Origin of the sequence: Sphingomonas sp., from assembly GCF_019635455.1 — a bacterium.
In the GTDB taxonomy this organism is placed as follows: Bacteria; Pseudomonadota; Alphaproteobacteria; order Sphingomonadales; family Sphingomonadaceae; genus Sphingomonas.
In genome coordinates, this window is the sequence record NZ_JAHBZJ010000011.1 from 62199 (window position 1) to 78225 (window position 16027).

The 16027-nt window shown below is 66.9% G+C and carries 17 protein-coding genes; 13 read left to right on the top strand and 4 right to left on the bottom strand.

Annotation, left to right across the window (positions count from 1 at the left end; translation table 11 throughout):
* Positions 1–85 precede the first annotated feature (85 nt).
* From KF783_RS13455 to KF783_RS13490, 8 genes are all read left to right on the top strand, one after another.
* Positions 86–1963 (top strand): 2-oxoacid:acceptor oxidoreductase subunit alpha, encoded by a 1878-nt coding sequence (locus KF783_RS13455; RefSeq protein ID WP_294080135.1) that lies wholly within the window; start codon positions 86–88, stop codon positions 1961–1963.
* Positions 1964–1993: 30 nt separating this feature from the next.
* A complete protein-coding gene (locus KF783_RS13460; RefSeq protein WP_294080137.1) occupies positions 1994–3019 on the top strand; it encodes a 2-oxoacid:ferredoxin oxidoreductase subunit beta in 1026 nt (341 codons plus the stop codon).
* 77 nt (positions 3020–3096) lie between these two features.
* A complete protein-coding gene (locus KF783_RS13465; RefSeq protein ID WP_294080138.1) occupies positions 3097–3750 on the top strand; it encodes a hypothetical protein in 654 nt (217 codons plus the stop codon).
* A gap of 28 nt (positions 3751–3778) precedes the next feature.
* Positions 3779–5158 (top strand): deoxyribodipyrimidine photo-lyase, encoded by a 1380-nt coding sequence (locus KF783_RS13470; protein ID WP_294080139.1) that lies wholly within the window; start codon positions 3779–3781, stop codon positions 5156–5158.
* Between the two features lie 48 nt (positions 5159–5206).
* Positions 5207–6466 carry a cyclopropane-fatty-acyl-phospholipid synthase family protein gene (locus tag KF783_RS13475; protein ID WP_294080141.1) on the top strand — a complete coding sequence of 420 codons (1260 nt, stop codon included), beginning with the start codon at positions 5207–5209 and terminating at the stop codon, positions 6464–6466.
* Between the two features lie 79 nt (positions 6467–6545).
* The gene (locus KF783_RS13480; RefSeq protein WP_294080143.1) at positions 6546–7130 is read left to right on the top strand and encodes a CHAP domain-containing protein; all 585 of its coding nucleotides are present in this window, start codon (positions 6546–6548) and stop codon (positions 7128–7130) included.
* 100 nt (positions 7131–7230) lie between these two features.
* Positions 7231–8409 carry a VWA domain-containing protein gene (locus KF783_RS13485; protein ID WP_294080146.1) on the top strand — a complete coding sequence of 393 codons (1179 nt, stop codon included), beginning with the start codon at positions 7231–7233 and terminating at the stop codon, positions 8407–8409.
* A complete protein-coding gene (locus tag KF783_RS13490; protein WP_294080148.1) occupies positions 8406–8807 on the top strand; it encodes a DUF1801 domain-containing protein in 402 nt (133 codons plus the stop codon). The genes KF783_RS13485 and KF783_RS13490 overlap by 4 nt, the downstream gene beginning before the upstream one ends.
* Before the next feature lie 3 nt (positions 8808–8810).
* Here KF783_RS13490 and KF783_RS13495 read toward each other — a convergent pair whose 3' ends face one another.
* The gene (locus tag KF783_RS13495; RefSeq protein ID WP_294080150.1) at positions 8811–9104 is read right to left on the bottom strand and encodes an Hpt domain-containing protein; all 294 of its coding nucleotides are present in this window, start codon (positions 9102–9104) and stop codon (positions 8811–8813) included.
* A gap of 81 nt (positions 9105–9185) precedes the next feature.
* On the opposite strand from KF783_RS13495, the gene KF783_RS13500 reads away from it, so the two are divergent.
* The 4 genes from KF783_RS13500 to KF783_RS13515 all read left to right on the top strand — a co-directional run bounded on the left by KF783_RS13500 (position 9186) and on the right by KF783_RS13515 (position 13971).
* Positions 9186–11483, top strand: a complete 2298-nt coding sequence (locus tag KF783_RS13500) for a hypothetical protein (RefSeq protein WP_294080151.1) — start codon at positions 9186–9188, stop codon at positions 11481–11483.
* A gap of 79 nt (positions 11484–11562) precedes the next feature.
* On the top strand, positions 11563–13119 hold the full coding sequence (guaA, locus tag KF783_RS13505; protein WP_294080153.1) for a glutamine-hydrolyzing GMP synthase: 1557 nt from the start codon (positions 11563–11565) through the stop codon (positions 13117–13119).
* A 4-nt stretch (positions 13120–13123) separates the two neighbouring features.
* Positions 13124–13468 (top strand): arsenate reductase, encoded by a 345-nt coding sequence (locus KF783_RS13510; RefSeq protein WP_294080155.1) that lies wholly within the window; start codon positions 13124–13126, stop codon positions 13466–13468.
* A 71-nt stretch (positions 13469–13539) separates the two neighbouring features.
* On the top strand, positions 13540–13971 hold the full coding sequence (locus KF783_RS13515; protein WP_294080157.1) for a hypothetical protein: 432 nt from the start codon (positions 13540–13542) through the stop codon (positions 13969–13971).
* On the opposite strand, the gene KF783_RS13520 is transcribed toward KF783_RS13515, so the two are convergent.
* The 3 genes from KF783_RS13520 to KF783_RS13530 are packed head-to-tail and all read right to left on the bottom strand — an operon-like array spanning position 13968 to position 14999.
* The gene (locus KF783_RS13520) at positions 13968–14192 is read right to left on the bottom strand and encodes a helix-turn-helix transcriptional regulator (RefSeq protein WP_294080158.1); all 225 of its coding nucleotides are present in this window, start codon (positions 14190–14192) and stop codon (positions 13968–13970) included. The two genes, KF783_RS13515 and KF783_RS13520, sit on opposite strands and share 4 nt — an antisense overlap.
* The gene (locus tag KF783_RS13525; protein WP_294080159.1) at positions 14185–14616 is read right to left on the bottom strand and encodes a hypothetical protein; all 432 of its coding nucleotides are present in this window, start codon (positions 14614–14616) and stop codon (positions 14185–14187) included. The genes KF783_RS13520 and KF783_RS13525 overlap by 8 nt, the downstream gene beginning before the upstream one ends.
* A gap of 2 nt (positions 14617–14618) precedes the next feature.
* The gene (locus KF783_RS13530; protein WP_294080161.1) at positions 14619–14999 is read right to left on the bottom strand and encodes a hypothetical protein; all 381 of its coding nucleotides are present in this window, start codon (positions 14997–14999) and stop codon (positions 14619–14621) included.
* A 160-nt stretch (positions 15000–15159) separates the two neighbouring features.
* On the opposite strand from KF783_RS13530, the gene panB reads away from it, so the two are divergent.
* Complete coding sequence (gene panB, locus KF783_RS13535; RefSeq protein WP_294080163.1) at positions 15160–16020, top strand: 3-methyl-2-oxobutanoate hydroxymethyltransferase; 861 nt, start codon at positions 15160–15162, stop codon at positions 16018–16020.
* The last annotated feature ends 7 nt before the right edge of the window (positions 16021–16027 follow it).

Below are 16027 nucleotides of genomic sequence, written 5' to 3' on the forward strand. Positions count from 1 at the left end.
CAACCACGTCCCATCATTCTACCTTGGACGGCCAGCGTCCCGGGCGTAGAGGGCGCGGCATATCGAGTTTGCAGGAAGAGACTGAATGGCGACTGCCATCCATCGCGTGACCCCCGAAGAGGCGTCCGCCAATCCGCCCCCCGAAGCCGTCGTGGTCCGGTTCGCCGGCGATTCCGGCGACGGCATGCAGCTGACCGGGGGGCAGTTCACCCTGTCCACCGCGCTGTCGGGCAACGATCTGGCGACCTTCCCCGATTTTCCGGCCGAAATCCGGGCGCCGCAGGGGACGTTGTTCGGCGTGTCGGCGTTCCAGATCAATTTCGGTTCGGCGGCGATCGAAACCGCGGGCGATGCGCCCGACGTGCTGGTCGCGATGAACCCGGCGGCGCTCAAGACCAATGTCGGCGACCTGAAGCCGGGCGGCCTGATCATCGCCGACGAGGGCGAGTTCAACAAGCGCAACCTCGACAAGGCGAAGTACGACGCCAACCCGCTCGACGATGGCAGCCTCGCCAAATGGCAGCTGTTGCGGCTCAACATCTCCCAGCTGACGCTCGACGCGGTGAAGCCCTTCGGCCTCGGCAACAAGGAGGCGCTGCGCTGCAAGAACATGTGGACGCTGGGCCTCGCGCTCTGGATGTTCGACCGCGATCGTGAACCGCTGGTCGAATGGCTGCGCACGAAATTCGCCAAGGCGCCCGAACTGGCGGAGGCGAACATCGCCGCGCTCAACGCCGGCCATGCCTATGGCGAGACGGCGGAACTGGGCGCGCAGGGCGTCGGTCAGCTGCACATTCCCGCCGCGCCGGTGGAGCCGGGCCTGTACCGCACGGTGACGGGCGCGGATTCGATCAGCCTCGGCCTCGTCGCCGGGGCGCAGCTTGCCGGGCTCAAGCTCTTTTATGGCGGCTATCCGATCACGCCGGCCTCGGCGATCCTGCATCATCTTGCCCGGCTCAAGGAATTCGGCGTCACCACCTTTCAGGCGGAGGACGAGATCGCGGCGATCGCCTCTGCGCTGGGCGCCTCCTACGCAGGCAGCCTGGGCGTCACCTGTTCCTCCGGCCCCGGCATCGCGCTCAAGACAGAGGCGATCGGGCTTGCGATCATGACCGAATTGCCGCTGGTGATCGTCAATGCCCAGCGCGGCGGCCCCTCGACCGGCCTGCCGACCAAGACCGAACAGTCCGACCTCTATCAGGCCGTCTATGGCCGCAACGGCGACGCGCCGGTTCCGGTGATCGCCTCGCGCAGCGCCGCCGACTGTTTCGACTGCGCGATCGAGGCGGTGCGCATCGCGACGCAGTACATGACCCCCGTGATGCTGCTCACCGACGGCTATCTTCAAAATGCCGCCGAGCCGTGGAAGGTGCCTGACATGTCGGGCTATGCGCCATTCCCGGTCGCGTTCCACGACACCCCGCCGGCCGAGGGTGAGAAATTCCTGCCCTATGCCCGCGATGAAAAGCTCTCGCGTCCCTGGGTCCGCCCCGGCACGCCCGGCCTGCTCCACCGCATCGGCGGGATCGAGAAGCAACAGGGGACCGGCAATCTCGATTATTCCCCCGCCAATCATCAGGCGATGACCGACATCCGTCAGCAGAAGGTGGCGGGGATCGACGTGCCGGATCAGGAGATCGAGCAGGGCGAGGCGGGCGGCAAGCTGGTCGTCGTCGGCTGGGGATCAACCTATGGGCCGATCACCCAGGCGGTGCGCCGTGCGCGCAGGAAGGGGCTGGACGTCAGCCATGTCCACATCCGCCACATCTGGCCGATGCCAAAGAATCTGGGCGCATTGTTAAAGGGTTATGACAAGGTGTTGGTGCCGGAAATGAACACCGGCCAGTTGAAGACGGTGCTGCGCGACCAGTTCCTGGTCGATGCCAGGCCGCTCAACAAGGTGTCGGGCCAGCCCTTCCGCATCCATGAGATCGAAGCCGCCATCGAAGAGGCGCTCGGCTGACGCGTCCGCGTCAAGCCGATGGAGAAAGCCATGAACGACATCACCCCCATCAAGCCTTCGACGCCCAAGGACTGGGAGACCGATCAGGAGGTCCGCTGGTGTCCCGGTTGCGGTGACTATGCGATCCTGAAGGCGGTGCAACGCACGATGCCGGAAATCGGCGGGACGCCGGAAAATACGGTGTTCGTCAGCGGCATCGGCTGCTCGTCGCGCTTTCCCTATTATATGGAAACCTATGGCTTCCACACGATCCACGGCCGCGCGCCGGCGGTGGCGACCGGGGTAAAGCTCGCCAATCCGGACCTCGACGTGTGGATCATCACCGGCGATGGCGATGGCCTGTCGATCGGCGGCAACCACACGATGCACCTGTTGCGGCGGAACCTGAACTGCCAGGTCCTGCTGTTCAACAACGAGATTTATGGCCTGACCAAGGGGCAATATTCGCCGACCAGCCGGGAGGGGACGCGCTCGCCCTCGACCCCGTTCGGATCGGTCGATCATCCCGCGCGGCCCTGCGCCTATGCGCTGGGATCGGGCGCGCGGTTCATCGCGCGCGGCATCGACGTTCACAAGAAGCTGCCCGAAGTGCTGAAGGCGGCGCACGCACATAAAGGTGCGGCGTTCGTGGAAATTTTTCAGAACTGCATCGTCTATAATGCCGATGTCTTCGCGCCCTTCACCGAAAAGGCCAATGCCGGCCACCAGCTGTGGCTGGAGCATGGCGCGCCGATGCTGTTCGCCGGCGGGACAAAGGGGATCGCGCTCGACCGTGACCGGCTCGCGCTCAAGGTGGTGGACGTGGTCGATGGCGACACGTCCGGGCTGCTCGTCCACGACGTCACCAACCGGGCGATCGCGCACATGCTGGTCGAAATGCCGTTCGGCGCGTTCCCGATGGCGCTCGGCGTGCTCTATGACGATCCCGCCCCGACCTTCGAAAGCGCCGTCATCGCCCAGAATGCGGCCGCCAGCGAGGGCAAGGTCGCCGATCTTCAGAAGCTGGTCAGCAAGGGCCAGACCTGGCAGGTCGAAAAAGAACCCAGGGTCGAATAACCCGGCGATCGCAACAATCCGAAATGCGCGGGCAATCTGGCCTGACGAAGTGGCGGCATCCCTGATGGAGATCCGCCATGTATGCCTTCGTGCCGCTGTTCGTCCTCGCCTCGATCCAGGCCACCTATGGTCCGGTCGAGCCGGCACCGGCCAAGCCCGCCGCCGCCCCCGAACTGGCGTTGAGCGACACCGAACGGATGTTGCGTGCGCAGGGCGTGTCGGATGCCGGAATCCGCGCGTTGCGGGCGGTTCCGCTCCCGGCAATCGCGCCCGGTGCGACGCGGGCGGCGCAATGTACCGTCGAAAAGCTGACGGAGAGCGATCCGCTGTCGCTTCCCGAACTCGCCAGCGCGATGGAGGAGCGCGATGCGACCGCCGCGGCCCAGGCAAAGGCGCAGACCCGCTACGTCCTCGCTGCGCTGTCGGTGCTGGGCGGCGACGATCGACGCGTCTTTCTGAAGGTGGTCGGCACCGGCCAGCTCGCGATCGGCGGTCCGCTGCCGCCCCGTCCCGAAGCGCCGCGCGACGCGCGCGCGCGGTCCGATCGCGGTCCGCCCCCCGGCGGGCGCGGTCCGGGTGGCGGGCAGGGTGGTCCCGGCGGTCCGGGTGGACCTGGCGGTGGAGGACGCGGCCTTTCCGGCCGTGGCGACCGGCCGGACGCACCTCCCTCCTTTGCCGGCGGCCCGCCCCCGCCGGGCGGTTCGGCATGCGACCGGCTGCTCGCCGGCTGAACGCTTCGGGCATCGGCGCGGTGCGTTCATGACCGTGCCGGTGCTCCTGTGGTTTCGCCGCGACCTGCGCCTGTCGGACCAGGCGGCGCTGATCGCAGCGGCTGGCGAGGGACCGGTGATCCCCGTCTATGTGCTGGACGATGAGACCCCGCGCCATCGCGCGATGGGCGGTGCGTCGCGCTGGTGGCTGCACCACAGCCTCGCCGCGCTGGACGAGAGCCTGCGCGAAACGGGGTCCCGCCTGATCCTGCGCCGCGGCAAGAGCGAGGAGGTGCTGGCCACCCTTGCCGGGGATGTGGGCGCGCGCCGCATCCATTGTATCCGCCATTACGAACCCTGGTGGCGCAATGCCGAGCGCGCGGTGGCCAAGCGGCTCGATCTGGTCTGTCACGATGGCAATTATCTCGCGCCGCCAGGATCGGTGACCACCGGGTCGGGGGCGCCGTACAAGATCTACACGCCCTTCTGGCGCGCGTTGCGGGAACGGATGCCGCCGCCCGCGCCCGCCAACCGCCCGCGCGACATCCCCGTCCCGTCGCGCTGGCCGGCGTCCGACGACCTGGCGGACTGGGGCCTGCGCCCGACAAGGCCCGATTGGGCGAATGGGTTCGCGCGCGAATGGGAACCGGGTGAGGCCGGCGCGCGCCGGCGTGTCGATGCGTTTGTCGATGAAGCCGCCGACTATGACGCGCGGCGCAACCTGCCGTCGCGCGAAGGCACGTCGCGGCTCAGTCCCCATCTTCATTTCGGTGAGGTTTCGCCCGCCTGTGTCTGGCATCGCCTTGCCGATGCCGGCGGATCGGTGGACGTGTTCCTGGGCGAAGTGGCGTGGCGCGACTATGCCCAGAACGTCATCCTGCAATTCCCCGATTATGCCGCGCGCAACGGCCGCGACCGGTTCGACGCGCTGCCCTGGCGCGATTTCCGCTCCTCCACCGCGCGCGACGATTTCGATGCGTGGACGCGGGGGCGCACCGGCTATCCGATCGTCGATGCCGGGATGCGACAGCTCTGGGCGAGCGGCTGGATGCACAATCGCGTCCGCATGATCGCCGCCAGCTTCCTCATCAAGCATCTGCTGATCGACTGGCGTGAGGGGGAGAAATGGTTCTGGGACACGCTGATCGATGCCGATTACGGCAATAACAGCGTGAACTGGCAATGGGTCGCCGGCACCGGCATCGATTCGAACATGTGGGGCCGGATCATGGCGCCGCTCGGCCAGTCGGAAAAGTTCGACGCCGCCGCCTATATCCGCGCCTGGGTTCCCGAACTTGCCGATCTGCCGGATGCGGCGATCCACGATCCGGACGCGCATGGCCGTCGCCCCGACGCCTATCCCGTCAAGCTGATCGGGCATCGCGAGGCGCGGGAGCGCGCGCTCGCGGCGGGGCGTGAGGTGCGCTGAGCGTTCGCCCTTGCCCGACTCGCGCGCCCATGGTCATGAGCGGGCAGGATGCAGGGATCGGCACGCAACAGGGGGCGTCGCGACGGGGCGACGGGAACGGGAGCGCAGGGGCGCGGCGCCTTTGCGCGTCTGCTGGCGCCGCTGCTCCACCGCCTGCTCGACCGGATCGACCGTGGCCTGGGCGAGGGCGCGATCGAGGCGACGCTGCCCGGCGGCCTCCGTCGCCGCCTGGGCGGTCGCGCGCCCGGCCCGCGCGCGATCGTCGAAATCCGCCGCTGGCGGGCGCTCTGGCGGCTTGTCACCGGCGGATCGGTCGGCTGGTACGAGGCGTGGCAGGCGGGCGACTGGACCAGCCCCGATCCGGTCCCGCTGTTCGATCTGTTCGTCCGCAACCGCCAGGGGTTGGGCGAATCGGGGCGGGCGCACGGACTCACGCGTCTGGCAAAGCGGGCCTGGCACCGGCTTCAGCGCAACGATCGCGCCGGATCCCGGCGCAACATCGCCTATCATTACGACCTGGGGAATGATTTCTACGCCCCCTGGCTCGATGCCGGCATGACCTATTCCAGCGCGCTCTTCGAAGGGGAGCCCCGCACGCTGGAAGCGGCGCAGGCCGCGAAGCTCGCCGCGATTCTCGATCGCACCGCCACCCGGCCCGGTGATCGGATCCTCGAAATCGGCTGCGGCTGGGGATCCTTTGCTGAGCTTGCCGCGCGGCACGGGCGGGCGGTCCACGGCCTCACCCTCTCGTCCGAGCAGCGGGCGCATGTCGATGCGCGCATCGCCGCCGCCGGGCTGAACGGGGTGGAGGTTTCGCTGACCGACTATCGCGACGTCGCCGGCCAGTATGACGCCGTTGCCAGTATCGAGATGGTCGAGGCGGTGGGCGCGGAATATTGGCCGGACTATCTTCGCGCGATCGCCGCCGCGCTCAAACCCGGCGGGCGCGCCGCGATCCAGTATATCGCGATCGATGACGCGATCTTTGATTCCTATGCGCGCAACGTCGATTTCATCCAGGCCTATGTGTTTCCCGGCGGCATGCTCCTGTCCGAACCCCGTTTCCGCGCGATCGCCGAAAGCTGCGGCTTGCGCTGGGAGGATCAGCGCAATTTCGGCCCGGACTATGCCGAAACGCTGCGGTTGTGGCGGGATCGGTTCGACGCGGCGATCGCATCCGGCGCGCTCCCGCCCGAATTCGACGCCGGGTTTCTCGACCTGTGGCGCTATTATCTCATGTATTGCGAGGGCGGGTTTCGGGGCGGGGGCATCTGGGTCGCCCAGGTGACGCTGGTCAGGGAAGGCTGATCGCCGCAATTCGTGGTTGCCGCACGCTTAACCGCACCCGCAAACGCTTCGGCAGCGGCCCGGGCTTATCCTGGTTCCCATGCAGTCGAACCGGACCCCCCGCCGGATCGTGCTGTCGATGCTGGGCGCCGCCTCCCTCCTCGCGGCCCCGGCATCGGCATTTGCGTCGATCCTCGATTATGTCGGTGAATGCGTGCCGTTCGCGCGCGCGGTTTCGGGTATCCAGATCTGGGGCGATGCCTGGACCTGGTGGAGCCAGGCCGACGGGCGATATCAGCGCGGCCAGCAGCCAGAGGTCGGCGCGGTCGTCGCCTTCGCGAAATCGCGCCCGCTTCCGCTCGGCCATGTCGCGGTGGTCAGCCGCGTCATCGAGCCGCGGGTGGTGATGGTTACCCATGCCAACTGGTCGCGCCAGAATGGCGAGCGCGGCCATGTCGAACAGGATGTGACGCTGTTCGACGTCTCCCCGACGGGCGACTGGAGCGCGGTCAAGGTCTGGTATCGGGACAGCCGGGGGCTGGGCAGCACCGTCTATCCGGTCAACGGCTTCATTTATGGTCGGCCGGCGGACGGCGCGAAGGTGGCGCGGGCGCGCGTCGCGCCCGAACTGACCGGCGAAGACCCGGATTATGTCGGCTCGCTGATCGACGCCTACGCACGCTGATCCGGCCACCCCCCGTACCACGGCGCGCCACCCCGGAACAGGTCCCGGGTGATGCCAGAAGTGGCTGGACGCCGCTCCGCCGCCGCGCCACAACCCCATCATGTTCTTCTCCTTCGTCGATGAACTCCGCGCCGCGGGCATCCCCGCCAGCATGAAGGAGCATCTGATCCTGCTCGAAGCGCTCGACCGCGACGTGATCGATCGCACGCCGGAGGCCTTTTACTATCTCGCCCGCGCGACCTTCGTGAAGGACGAGGGGCTGCTCGACCGCTTCGATCAGGTCTTTGCAAAGGTCTTCAAGGGGGTCGCCTCGACCTATGGCGTGCAGGGCGCCGACATCCCCGAGGACTGGCTGAAGGCGGTGGCCGAGAAATATCTGACGCCCGAGGAGATGGAGGCGATCAAGTCGCTCGGTTCGTGGGACGAGATCATGGAGACGCTCAAGAAGCGGCTCGAAGAGCAACAGGGCCGGCATCAGGGCGGCAGCAAATGGGTCGGCACCGGCGGCACCTCTCCCTATGGCAATTCCGGCTATAATCCCGAAGGCGTGCGGATCGGCGGCGAGAGTCGGCACAAGCGCGCGCTGAAGGTGTGGGAGGGGCGCGAGTTCAAAAATCTCGACAGCACCCGCGAACTTGGCACCCGCAATATCAAGGTCGCGATGCGCCGCCTGCGCCGCTTCGCGCGCGAGGGGGCGGCGGACGAGCTGGACATCGACGGCACGATCGACGGCACCGCGCGCCAGGGCTGGCTCGACATCCGCATGCGTCCCGAACGGCACAATGCGGTGAAGCTGCTGCTCTTCCTCGATGTCGGCGGATCGATGGATCCATGGGTGAAGCTGTGCGAGGAACTGTTCAGCGCCGCGACCGCCGAGTTCAAGAATCTCGAATTCTACTATTTCCACAACTGTCTCTACGAAGGCGTGTGGAAAGACAATCGCCGCCGCTTCCAGGAACGCACCCCAACCTGGGACGTGCTCCACAAATTCGGACATGATTACAAGGTGATATTTGTCGGTGACGCGTCGATGTCGCCCTATGAAATCACCCATCCCGGCGGCTCGGTCGAACATTTCAACGAAGAAGCCGGCGCCGCATGGATGCAGCGCGTCACCAACACCTATCCCGCGAGCGTGTGGCTGAACCCGATCCCGCAGGAACAATGGGGCTATTCGCACTCGGTCCGCATCATCCGCGAACTGATGAACGACCGCATGTACCCACTGACCCTCGCCGGCCTCGATGACGCGATGCGCGAACTGAGCCGCAAGACGTGAGCGGCGAAGACACGTCCGCCCTGATCGACTCCCGGATCGCCGCGCTCGGTGACTGGCGTGGGGAGAAACTGGCCGCGATGCGCGCGCTGATCCGCGAGGCCGACCCCGATGTCGTCGAGACGGTGAAGTGGCGCAAGCCGAGCAATCCGGGCGGCGTGCCGGTGTGGGAACATGCCGGGATCATCTGCATCGGGGAGGTCTATAAGGGCTATGTCAAGCTCACCTTCGCCAACGGCGCCGCGCTCGACGACCCGCAGGGAGTCTTCAACGCCAGCCTGGAGGGCGGCACGCGCCGCGCCATCGACATTCGCGAGGGCGAGCAGGTCGATCCTGCCGCGTTCCGCGCGCTTGTCCGCGCGGCGGTCGATCACAACCTGAGCAAACCGCCCCGCAAGTGAGCGTTACAGCCGCTCGACCGCGCGTTGCAGCTTGCGATAGATCGCCCGGTCGCCCGCCGGGGCGTCTGCCGCGTCCTGCGCCAGTGCCATCAGCCGCACCGCGCCAAAGCTCGCCGCCAGCCCCTTGAGGCGCAGCGCCGCGCCGCGCCAGCTTTCGGGATCGTCGGTGCCGTCCAGCGCGGCCAGTGTCCGCTTCGCACTGTCGAGAAACGCCTCGCGAAGTTCCGCGATCAGCCCGGGTTCGTCACCCACCGCCGCCGCCAGAGTCGCATCGATTGCACCGGGATCATATGCCATGCCGCGACCCTAGGTTTCGCGTGCTTAACGAAGTGTTTCGAACCGCTATCCCGCGCACGGGACCCGTGCTAGATTGGGACGATGAACGGGGGAACGAAGCGCGCCGGCCTTACGCCGGTGGGGAATGACGAGGTGGTGCTCGTCGAGGATGATGCGCCGGCGAGCGCCGCGCATCCGGAATATGATCCGGCCGAGGATGTCGAGGCCGAAGTTCCCGCCACGCCGCGCCAATGGGGGCTGCCGGTGCTGGCGCTGGGTCTGTCCGCCATCTGGTTCGGGCTTGCCGGCTGGTTGCTCCAGCCGGTGTTCGCCACCCCCTTGCCGCCGGTCGAGCTGGTGCAGCTGATCGCCGCCCTGTGCGTGCCGCCGGCGCTGATCGGCATCCTCTATCTGCTCGCCCGCCGATCCAGCCGGGCCGAGGCGCGCCGGTTCGGGGCGACGGCCCGGGCGATGCGGGCCGAGGCGGCGAGCCTCGAACGCGTCGTCGCCACCCTCTCGCGCAAGATCGAGGAGAACCGCTCCGCGCTGGCTGCGCAGACCACGGCGCTGATGGCGATGGGCGATGGCGCGGCCGAGCGGCTGCAGGCGGTGTCCAACGGCATGGCCGCCGAGGCGAAGGCGATCGACGCGACGGCGAAGAAGCTGGTCGAAAGCGCCGGGAGTGCGGAAAAGAGCGTGTCGGTCGTCCTCGCCTCGCTGCCCCGGGCGCATGAGGAGATGACGGGCATGGCCGCCACGCTCGACGCGGCGGGTCTGAAGGCGGGGGAGCACGCGTCCGCGCTGGATGCACAGCTCGCCGCGCTGGCGGAGCGTGGGCGGCAGGCGGACGAGGTCGCGGGCGGCGCGGCGCAGCGGCTTGCCGCGCACATCGCCAAGATGGAGGCGACCAGCGAGACCGCCGGCGCCCGGCTGGAGGCGGTTGCCGACCAGATGTCCGGCACCGTCGATGCGATGCTCGACCGCACCGCCGCCGCCGTGGACGAGGCGCGCAAGGGAATCGCCGCGCAGGGAGAGGCAATGCTGGCGATGCTGTCCGCCAACCAGGCGGCGATCGACAAGGCGGGACGCGACAGCATCGATGCGGTCGGCACGCGTATCGCCGAGGTCGAGGGAACGATCGGTCGCGTCGCCGAACGGCTGGGCGAGGAACAGACGCGAGTGGATATCCTGCTCGCCTCGGTCACCGGCGGCATTGCCCAGGCGGATGGCCAGATGGCGGCGCTGCACAGTTCGGGAATGGAGCGGACCCAGGCGCTGTCCGCCTCGATCAGCGCGCTCGACAGTTCGGCCGGCGCGATGACCGAAACGCTGAAGGTGGGTGAGGAGACCGCCCGCCGCGTCATCGCCACGGCGGAGGATCTGCTCACCGCGCTCGACGCGTCGGCGCGCGAGATCGACGAGACGATGCCAGAGGCGCTCGTCCGGCTGGAAGACCGGATCGGCGAGACCCGCAAGGTGATCGCCGGATCGAAGCCGGAGCTGCTTGCGCTGGTCACGGCGGCCGAAAGCACGCACGATGCGATCGAGGCGATTGCCGACGTCGTCTCGAAACAGCGCGACACGCTGGCGAAGACCCAGGCGTCGCTGATCGAAACGCTCGATTCGGGGCATGAGAAGACCGACCAGCTGGAGGAGATTGTCGATCGCGCGATCGGCAATGCTCGTCGCTTCGCCGAAGAGGCGGCCCCGCAGCTGGTCGATGCGCTGTTGCGGATCCGCGAAACCTCGAACGCCGCCGCCGACCATGCCCGCGCGACGCTGGCCGGGTTGGTGCCGGAGGCCGAGCGGCGGCTGGAGGAAGCGGGCGGTGCGGCGATGCGCAGGGCGATCGACAGCGGGGTGCGCCAGCAGCTGATCGAACTGGGCGAGGTCGCCGAGAATGCGGTCCATACCGCCACCCGCGCGTCCGAACGCCTGACCCAACAGATGCTGACGATCGGTGAGGCATCGGCCACCGTCGAGCGCCGCATCGAAGAGGCACGGTCCGAACGCGAAACCGCCGATCGCGACAATTTCGCGCGTCGCGTGTCGTTACTGGTCGAGGCGCTCAACTCCGCGTCGATCGATATCACCAAGGCGTTCGCGCACGAGGTGTCGGATAGCGCCTGGGCCGCCTATCTGAAGGGCGATCGCGGCGTCTTCACCCGCCGCGCGGTCCGCCTGATCGATAATGGCGAGGCGCGTGAAATTGCCGCGCTGTACGACGGCGACAAGGAATTCCGCGAGCAGGTGAACCGCTACATCCATGATTTCGAGGCGATGCTGCGCCAGGTGCTGGGGCTGCGTGACGGGTCGCCGCTGGGCGTGACGCTGCTTTCGTCCGACATGGGCAAGCTCTATGTCGCGCTGGCGCAGGCGATCGAGCGCCTGCGCGCCTGATCCGGCGACCGGGACCGCCAAGGCGGGATGAGGGGAGGTTCGGCTTTACACCCCGCGCCAGCCTTCCTATCGCCCGGCCATGACCGGCCCCAGCGAATCCATCCTCATCGTCGATTTCGGCAGCCAGGTGACCCAGCTGATCGCACGGCGCGTGCGCGAGGCCGGCGTCTATAGCGAGATCGCCCCCTTCACTACCGCAGCGGAGGCGTTCGAGCGGATGAGGCCGGGCGGCGTGATCCTGTCCGGCTCCCCCGCATCGGTGCTGGACGAGGGATCGCCCCGCGTGCCGGATGCGATCTTTGAAAGCGGCGTGCCGGTGCTCGGCATCTGCTATGGCCAGCAGGTGATGATGGCGCAGCTGGGCGGAAGCGTCCAGCTGGGCGACAGCGGCGAATTCGGCCGCGCCTTTATCGACATCGCCGATGGCTGCGTCCTGTTCGACGGCCTGTGGGGCGAGGGCGAGAGGCACCAGGTATGGATGAGCCATGGCGACAAGGTGACCGACCTTGCCCCCGGCTTTCGTCCCGTCGCCGCCAGCCCGGGCGCGCCCTTTGCGGTGATCGCGGACGATACGCGCCGCTATTACGCGATGCAGTTCCATCCGGAAGTGGTGCATACCCCCGACGGCGCGAAGCTGCTCGCCAATTTCGTCCGCCACGTCTGTGGGTTGCAGGGCGAATGGACGATGGCGGAGTTCCGTCAGACCAAGATCGAGGAAATCCGCGCACAGGTGGGCAAGGGCAGGGTGATCTGCGGCCTTTCCGGCGGGGTCGACAGCGCGGTGGCGGCGGTGCTGATCCATGAGGCGATCGGCGAGCAACTGACCTGTGTGTTCGTCGATCACGGCCTGATGCGCAGCGGCGAGGCCGATCAGGTGGTCAGCCTGTTCCGCGGCCATTACAACATCCCGCTCGTCCATGTGAATGCCGAAACGCTGTTTCTCAACGGCCTGGCCGGCGTCACCGATCCAGAGATGAAGCGCAAATTCATCGGCAAGACCTTTATCGATGTCTTTGAAGATGAAGCTAAAAAGGTCGGCGGCGCCGATTTTCTGGCACAGGGAACGCTGTATCCCGACGTGATCGAAAGCGTGAGCTTTACCGGCGGTCCGTCCGTGACCATCAAGAGCCACCACAATGTCGGCGGCCTGCCCGAACGGATGAACATGAAGCTGGTGGAACCGCTTCGCGAACTGTTCAAGGACGAGGTGCGCGCGCTGGGCCGCGAACTGGGGCTGCCCGATGTGTTCGTGGGCCGGCACCCGTTTCCCGGGCCGGGCCTGGCCATCCGTATCCCGGGCGAAGTCACGAAGGAGCGGTGCGACATCCTGCGGAAGGCGGACGCGATCTATCTGGAGGAAATCCGCAACGCAGGTCTCTATGACGCGATCTGGCAGGCCTTTGCCGTGCTGCTGCCGGTGAAGACGGTGGGTGTGATGGGCGACGGCCGCACCTATGACAGCGTGTGCGGATTGCGCGCGGTGACGAGCACCGACGGGATGACCGCCGACGTCTATCCGTTCGACGCCAGCTTCCTGACGCGCGTCGCGACGCGGATCGTCAATGAAGTGCGCGGAGTGAACCGGGTGGTGTATGACTATACGTCGAAACCGCCCGGCACGATCGAGTGGGAGTGAGCCGATGATCGCGCTGTATGGCATCCCCAATTGCGACACGGTCAAAAAGGCGCGGGTCTGGCTCGACGCCAATGGGCTCGCCTGCACCTTCCACGATTACAAGAAGGAAGGGGCGGATCCGGCGCGGCTGTCGAAATGGGCCGATGCGGTCGGCTGGGAGCCGTTGCTCAATCGTGCCGGCACCAGCTTTCGCAAGCTGGACGACGCGGACAAGGCCGATATTGACCGCGCGAAGGCGATCGCGCTGATGGTCGCCAATCCGTCGCTGATCAAGCGGCCGGTGGTCGAATATCGCGGCGGCGTGCTCGTCGGGTTCAAGCCGGATCTTTGGGCCAGCGCGCTCCTCTAATAGCCGCTTGGGATGTCGCGGCGCTTGCGCTAGCCTGAACCCGAGGGCGAAGCCGTCTGGGGGGAGGTCGCATGCAATCCGGATCAACGCCACCGCTGTGGTTCAAGGCGGTCACGATCCTGCTCCTGCTATGGGCGTTGGCCGGATGCGCGTCGCTCTATCTGCATTTCGCATTCGGCGCGGAGATGGATCCGAACGCGACCGACTATGATCGCAGGCTCTATGCCGATCTGCCGACCTGGTTTCACGCGGTCTATGTCGCGGCGGTGGCGGCCGGCCTGTTGGGCGCGGTGGGCCTGTTGCTGCGCCGGCGCTGGGCGTTCGCGCTGTCCGAACTGTCGCTGATTGCGGTGGTTATCCAGTTCGGCTGGATGTTCCTCGTCACCGACATCGTCGCGGTAAAGGGGGTGTGGGTCACCTACTTCCCGGCGGCGATCTTTGGTATTCAGGCGTTTCAGCTGTGGTTGGCCTTTCACGCCGGCAGGCGCGGCTGGCTCGGCTAGCCGCTGCCATCTTCCTCCCACTGGAACACGTCCTCAAGCGATTTTCCGAACACGCGTGCGATGCGGAACGCGGCCTCCAGCGTTGGCGAATATTTCCCCTGTTCGATCGCGGCGATGGTCTGCCGGGTGACGCCGACCCGCTCGCCGAGTTCGCCCTGAGTCATTTCGCCAGCCAGGAAGCGCAGCGTGCGGATCTGATTCGCGATCGGGGGTTTAGCCATGCCATCCTCCGCGATAGCTGAAGACGATCACGACATCGCGAACGATTTCCGCAACGATGATCGCGGCAAGCGCCGCGTTCGCCACCGCCCAGCCGCTTTGGGTCAGGGGCAGGATCACGCCGACCCACAGCATCAGGCCGAGCAGGACGTAGTAACCGACACTCGCGCCGCGCCGGGCGATCGCGCGATCGCGCTCGTCGGGCCGGGCGCGCGCCTCGCCCCCCATCCGCGCGCGGAGCAGGAGCCAGCCGAGACCGAGGATGAGCAATCGCACGCCGGTCGCCGCGCCGAACAGCGCGACATAGGACAGGGTTTCAAGCCGGCCCGGTGCCGGTTCCACCAGCCCCACCGCGATGAAATAGGCGCCATAGGCGATCGCCATTCCGACGAGTTCGATCCAGGCGAGCCGCTCGCGATAGGCCATGGTCAGGCCGCCCGGCGATAGCCGAGAGCGGTCGCGCCGAACCGCACCGCTTCGGCCAGGATGAACGCGGCGACCAGCGCAAAGATCGTATCGGGTCCGTGCAGTCCCAGATGCAGCCAGACGATCACCGCGACCACGCCGAGCACCAGCGTAAGATAGGCGAACCCCGTCGCCCGTCGCCCGACGGCGCGATCACGCTCGTCGGCGGGGGCATTCGCTTCGGCGGGCGCGCCGATCGCCCAGATCGTCGCCGCGACGATCATCACCGCCGCCTGCGCGATCGTGGCGACGATGAACGAACCCAGCAGCGCCAGCCCGCGCGCCTCATGCGGTGTGAAGACGAGCGATCCGAAAAAGGCGCCCCAGATCAAAACCGTGCTCAAAAACGCCACCCACGCAATCTTCTCACGAAACGCCACCTTCACCTCCGATGTAAAATATGCACGACTCAATGTTATATAAACCTAACATGGAGTCAATGATTCATGACGTCGATACGGACGCCGCTGGCGCTGCATTGCCTGCACCGCTAGAGCGCGGGCCATGTCCACGACCTTCACGCTCGACACTGCGACGAGCCGCGCGAACCCCACGCCCGCACCGATGAAGCGGCTGACCGTACCCGCGATCCAGAACCGCAAGGGGAAGGACCCGGTGGTGATGCTGACCGCCTATACGGCGCGGATGGCGCAACTGCTCGATCCGCATTGCGACGTGCTGCTGGTCGGCGACAGTCTGGGGCAGGTGATCTATGGCCTGCCATCGACGCTGTCGGTCACGCTGGACATGATGTGTGCGCATGGCGCCGCGGTGGTGCGCGGCAGCTATCACGCCGTGGTGGTGATCGATATGCCGTTCGGCAGCTATGAGGCGAGTCCCGATCAGGCCTTCGCTTCCGCGTCGCGCATCATGGCGGAAACCGGCGCCGCAGCGGTGAAGCTGGAGGGGGGAGAGGCGATGGCGGAGACCGTCGCGTTCCTGACCCGGCGGGGCATTCCCGTAATGGGGCATGTGGGCCTCACGCCACAGGCGGTCAACGCGCTGGGCGGCTATGGCGCGCGCGGTCGCGGCAATGCCGAATATGCCAAGATCATCGGCGACGCGAAGGCGATTGCCGAGGCGGGTTCGTTCGCGATCGTCGCGGAGGGCGTCGTCGAAACGCTGGCGAACGAGATCGTCGCGGCGGTTCCCTGTCCCGTGATCGGCATCGGCGCGTCGGCGCAGTGCGACGGCCAGGTGCTGGTGACCGAGGATATGCTGGGGCTGTTCGAACGGACGCCGCGCTTCGTGAAGAAATTCGACGACATGGCTGGCCGTATTTCCGCCGCGGTCCAGACCTATGCGACGGCCGTCCGCGATCGATCGTTTCCGGGTGAGGAACAGGTGTACAAACCCAAGGATTGACCCGCTT

What these genes read in the sequence shown, in the direction of transcription:
- KF783_RS13455 (WP_294080135.1), top strand. Translation starts at nt 86, where the DNA reads ATGGCGACTGCCATCCATCGCGTGACCCCCGAAGAGGCGTCCGCCAAT.
- KF783_RS13460 (WP_294080137.1), top strand. Translation starts at nt 1,994, where the DNA reads ATGAACGACATCACCCCCATCAAGCCTTCGACGCCCAAGGACTGGGAG.
- KF783_RS13465 (WP_294080138.1), top strand. Translation starts at nt 3,097, where the DNA reads ATGTATGCCTTCGTGCCGCTGTTCGTCCTCGCCTCGATCCAGGCCACC.
- KF783_RS13470 (WP_294080139.1), top strand. Translation starts at nt 3,779, where the DNA reads ATGACCGTGCCGGTGCTCCTGTGGTTTCGCCGCGACCTGCGCCTGTCG.
- KF783_RS13475 (WP_294080141.1), top strand. Translation starts at nt 5,207, where the DNA reads ATGCAGGGATCGGCACGCAACAGGGGGCGTCGCGACGGGGCGACGGGA.
- KF783_RS13480 (WP_294080143.1), top strand. Translation starts at nt 6,546, where the DNA reads ATGCAGTCGAACCGGACCCCCCGCCGGATCGTGCTGTCGATGCTGGGC.
- KF783_RS13485 (WP_294080146.1), top strand. Translation starts at nt 7,231, where the DNA reads ATGTTCTTCTCCTTCGTCGATGAACTCCGCGCCGCGGGCATCCCCGCC.
- KF783_RS13495 (WP_294080150.1), bottom strand. Translation starts at nt 9,104, where the DNA reads ATGGCATATGATCCCGGTGCAATCGATGCGACTCTGGCGGCGGCGGTG.
- KF783_RS13500 (WP_294080151.1), top strand. Translation starts at nt 9,186, where the DNA reads ATGAACGGGGGAACGAAGCGCGCCGGCCTTACGCCGGTGGGGAATGAC.
- guaA (WP_294080153.1), top strand. Translation starts at nt 11,563, where the DNA reads ATGACCGGCCCCAGCGAATCCATCCTCATCGTCGATTTCGGCAGCCAG.
- KF783_RS13510 (WP_294080155.1), top strand. Translation starts at nt 13,124, where the DNA reads ATGATCGCGCTGTATGGCATCCCCAATTGCGACACGGTCAAAAAGGCG.
- KF783_RS13515 (WP_294080157.1), top strand. Translation starts at nt 13,540, where the DNA reads ATGCAATCCGGATCAACGCCACCGCTGTGGTTCAAGGCGGTCACGATC.
- KF783_RS13520 (WP_294080158.1), bottom strand. Translation starts at nt 14,192, where the DNA reads ATGGCTAAACCCCCGATCGCGAATCAGATCCGCACGCTGCGCTTCCTG.
- KF783_RS13525 (WP_294080159.1), bottom strand. Translation starts at nt 14,616, where the DNA reads ATGGCCTATCGCGAGCGGCTCGCCTGGATCGAACTCGTCGGAATGGCG.
- panB (WP_294080163.1), top strand. Translation starts at nt 15,160, where the DNA reads ATGTCCACGACCTTCACGCTCGACACTGCGACGAGCCGCGCGAACCCC.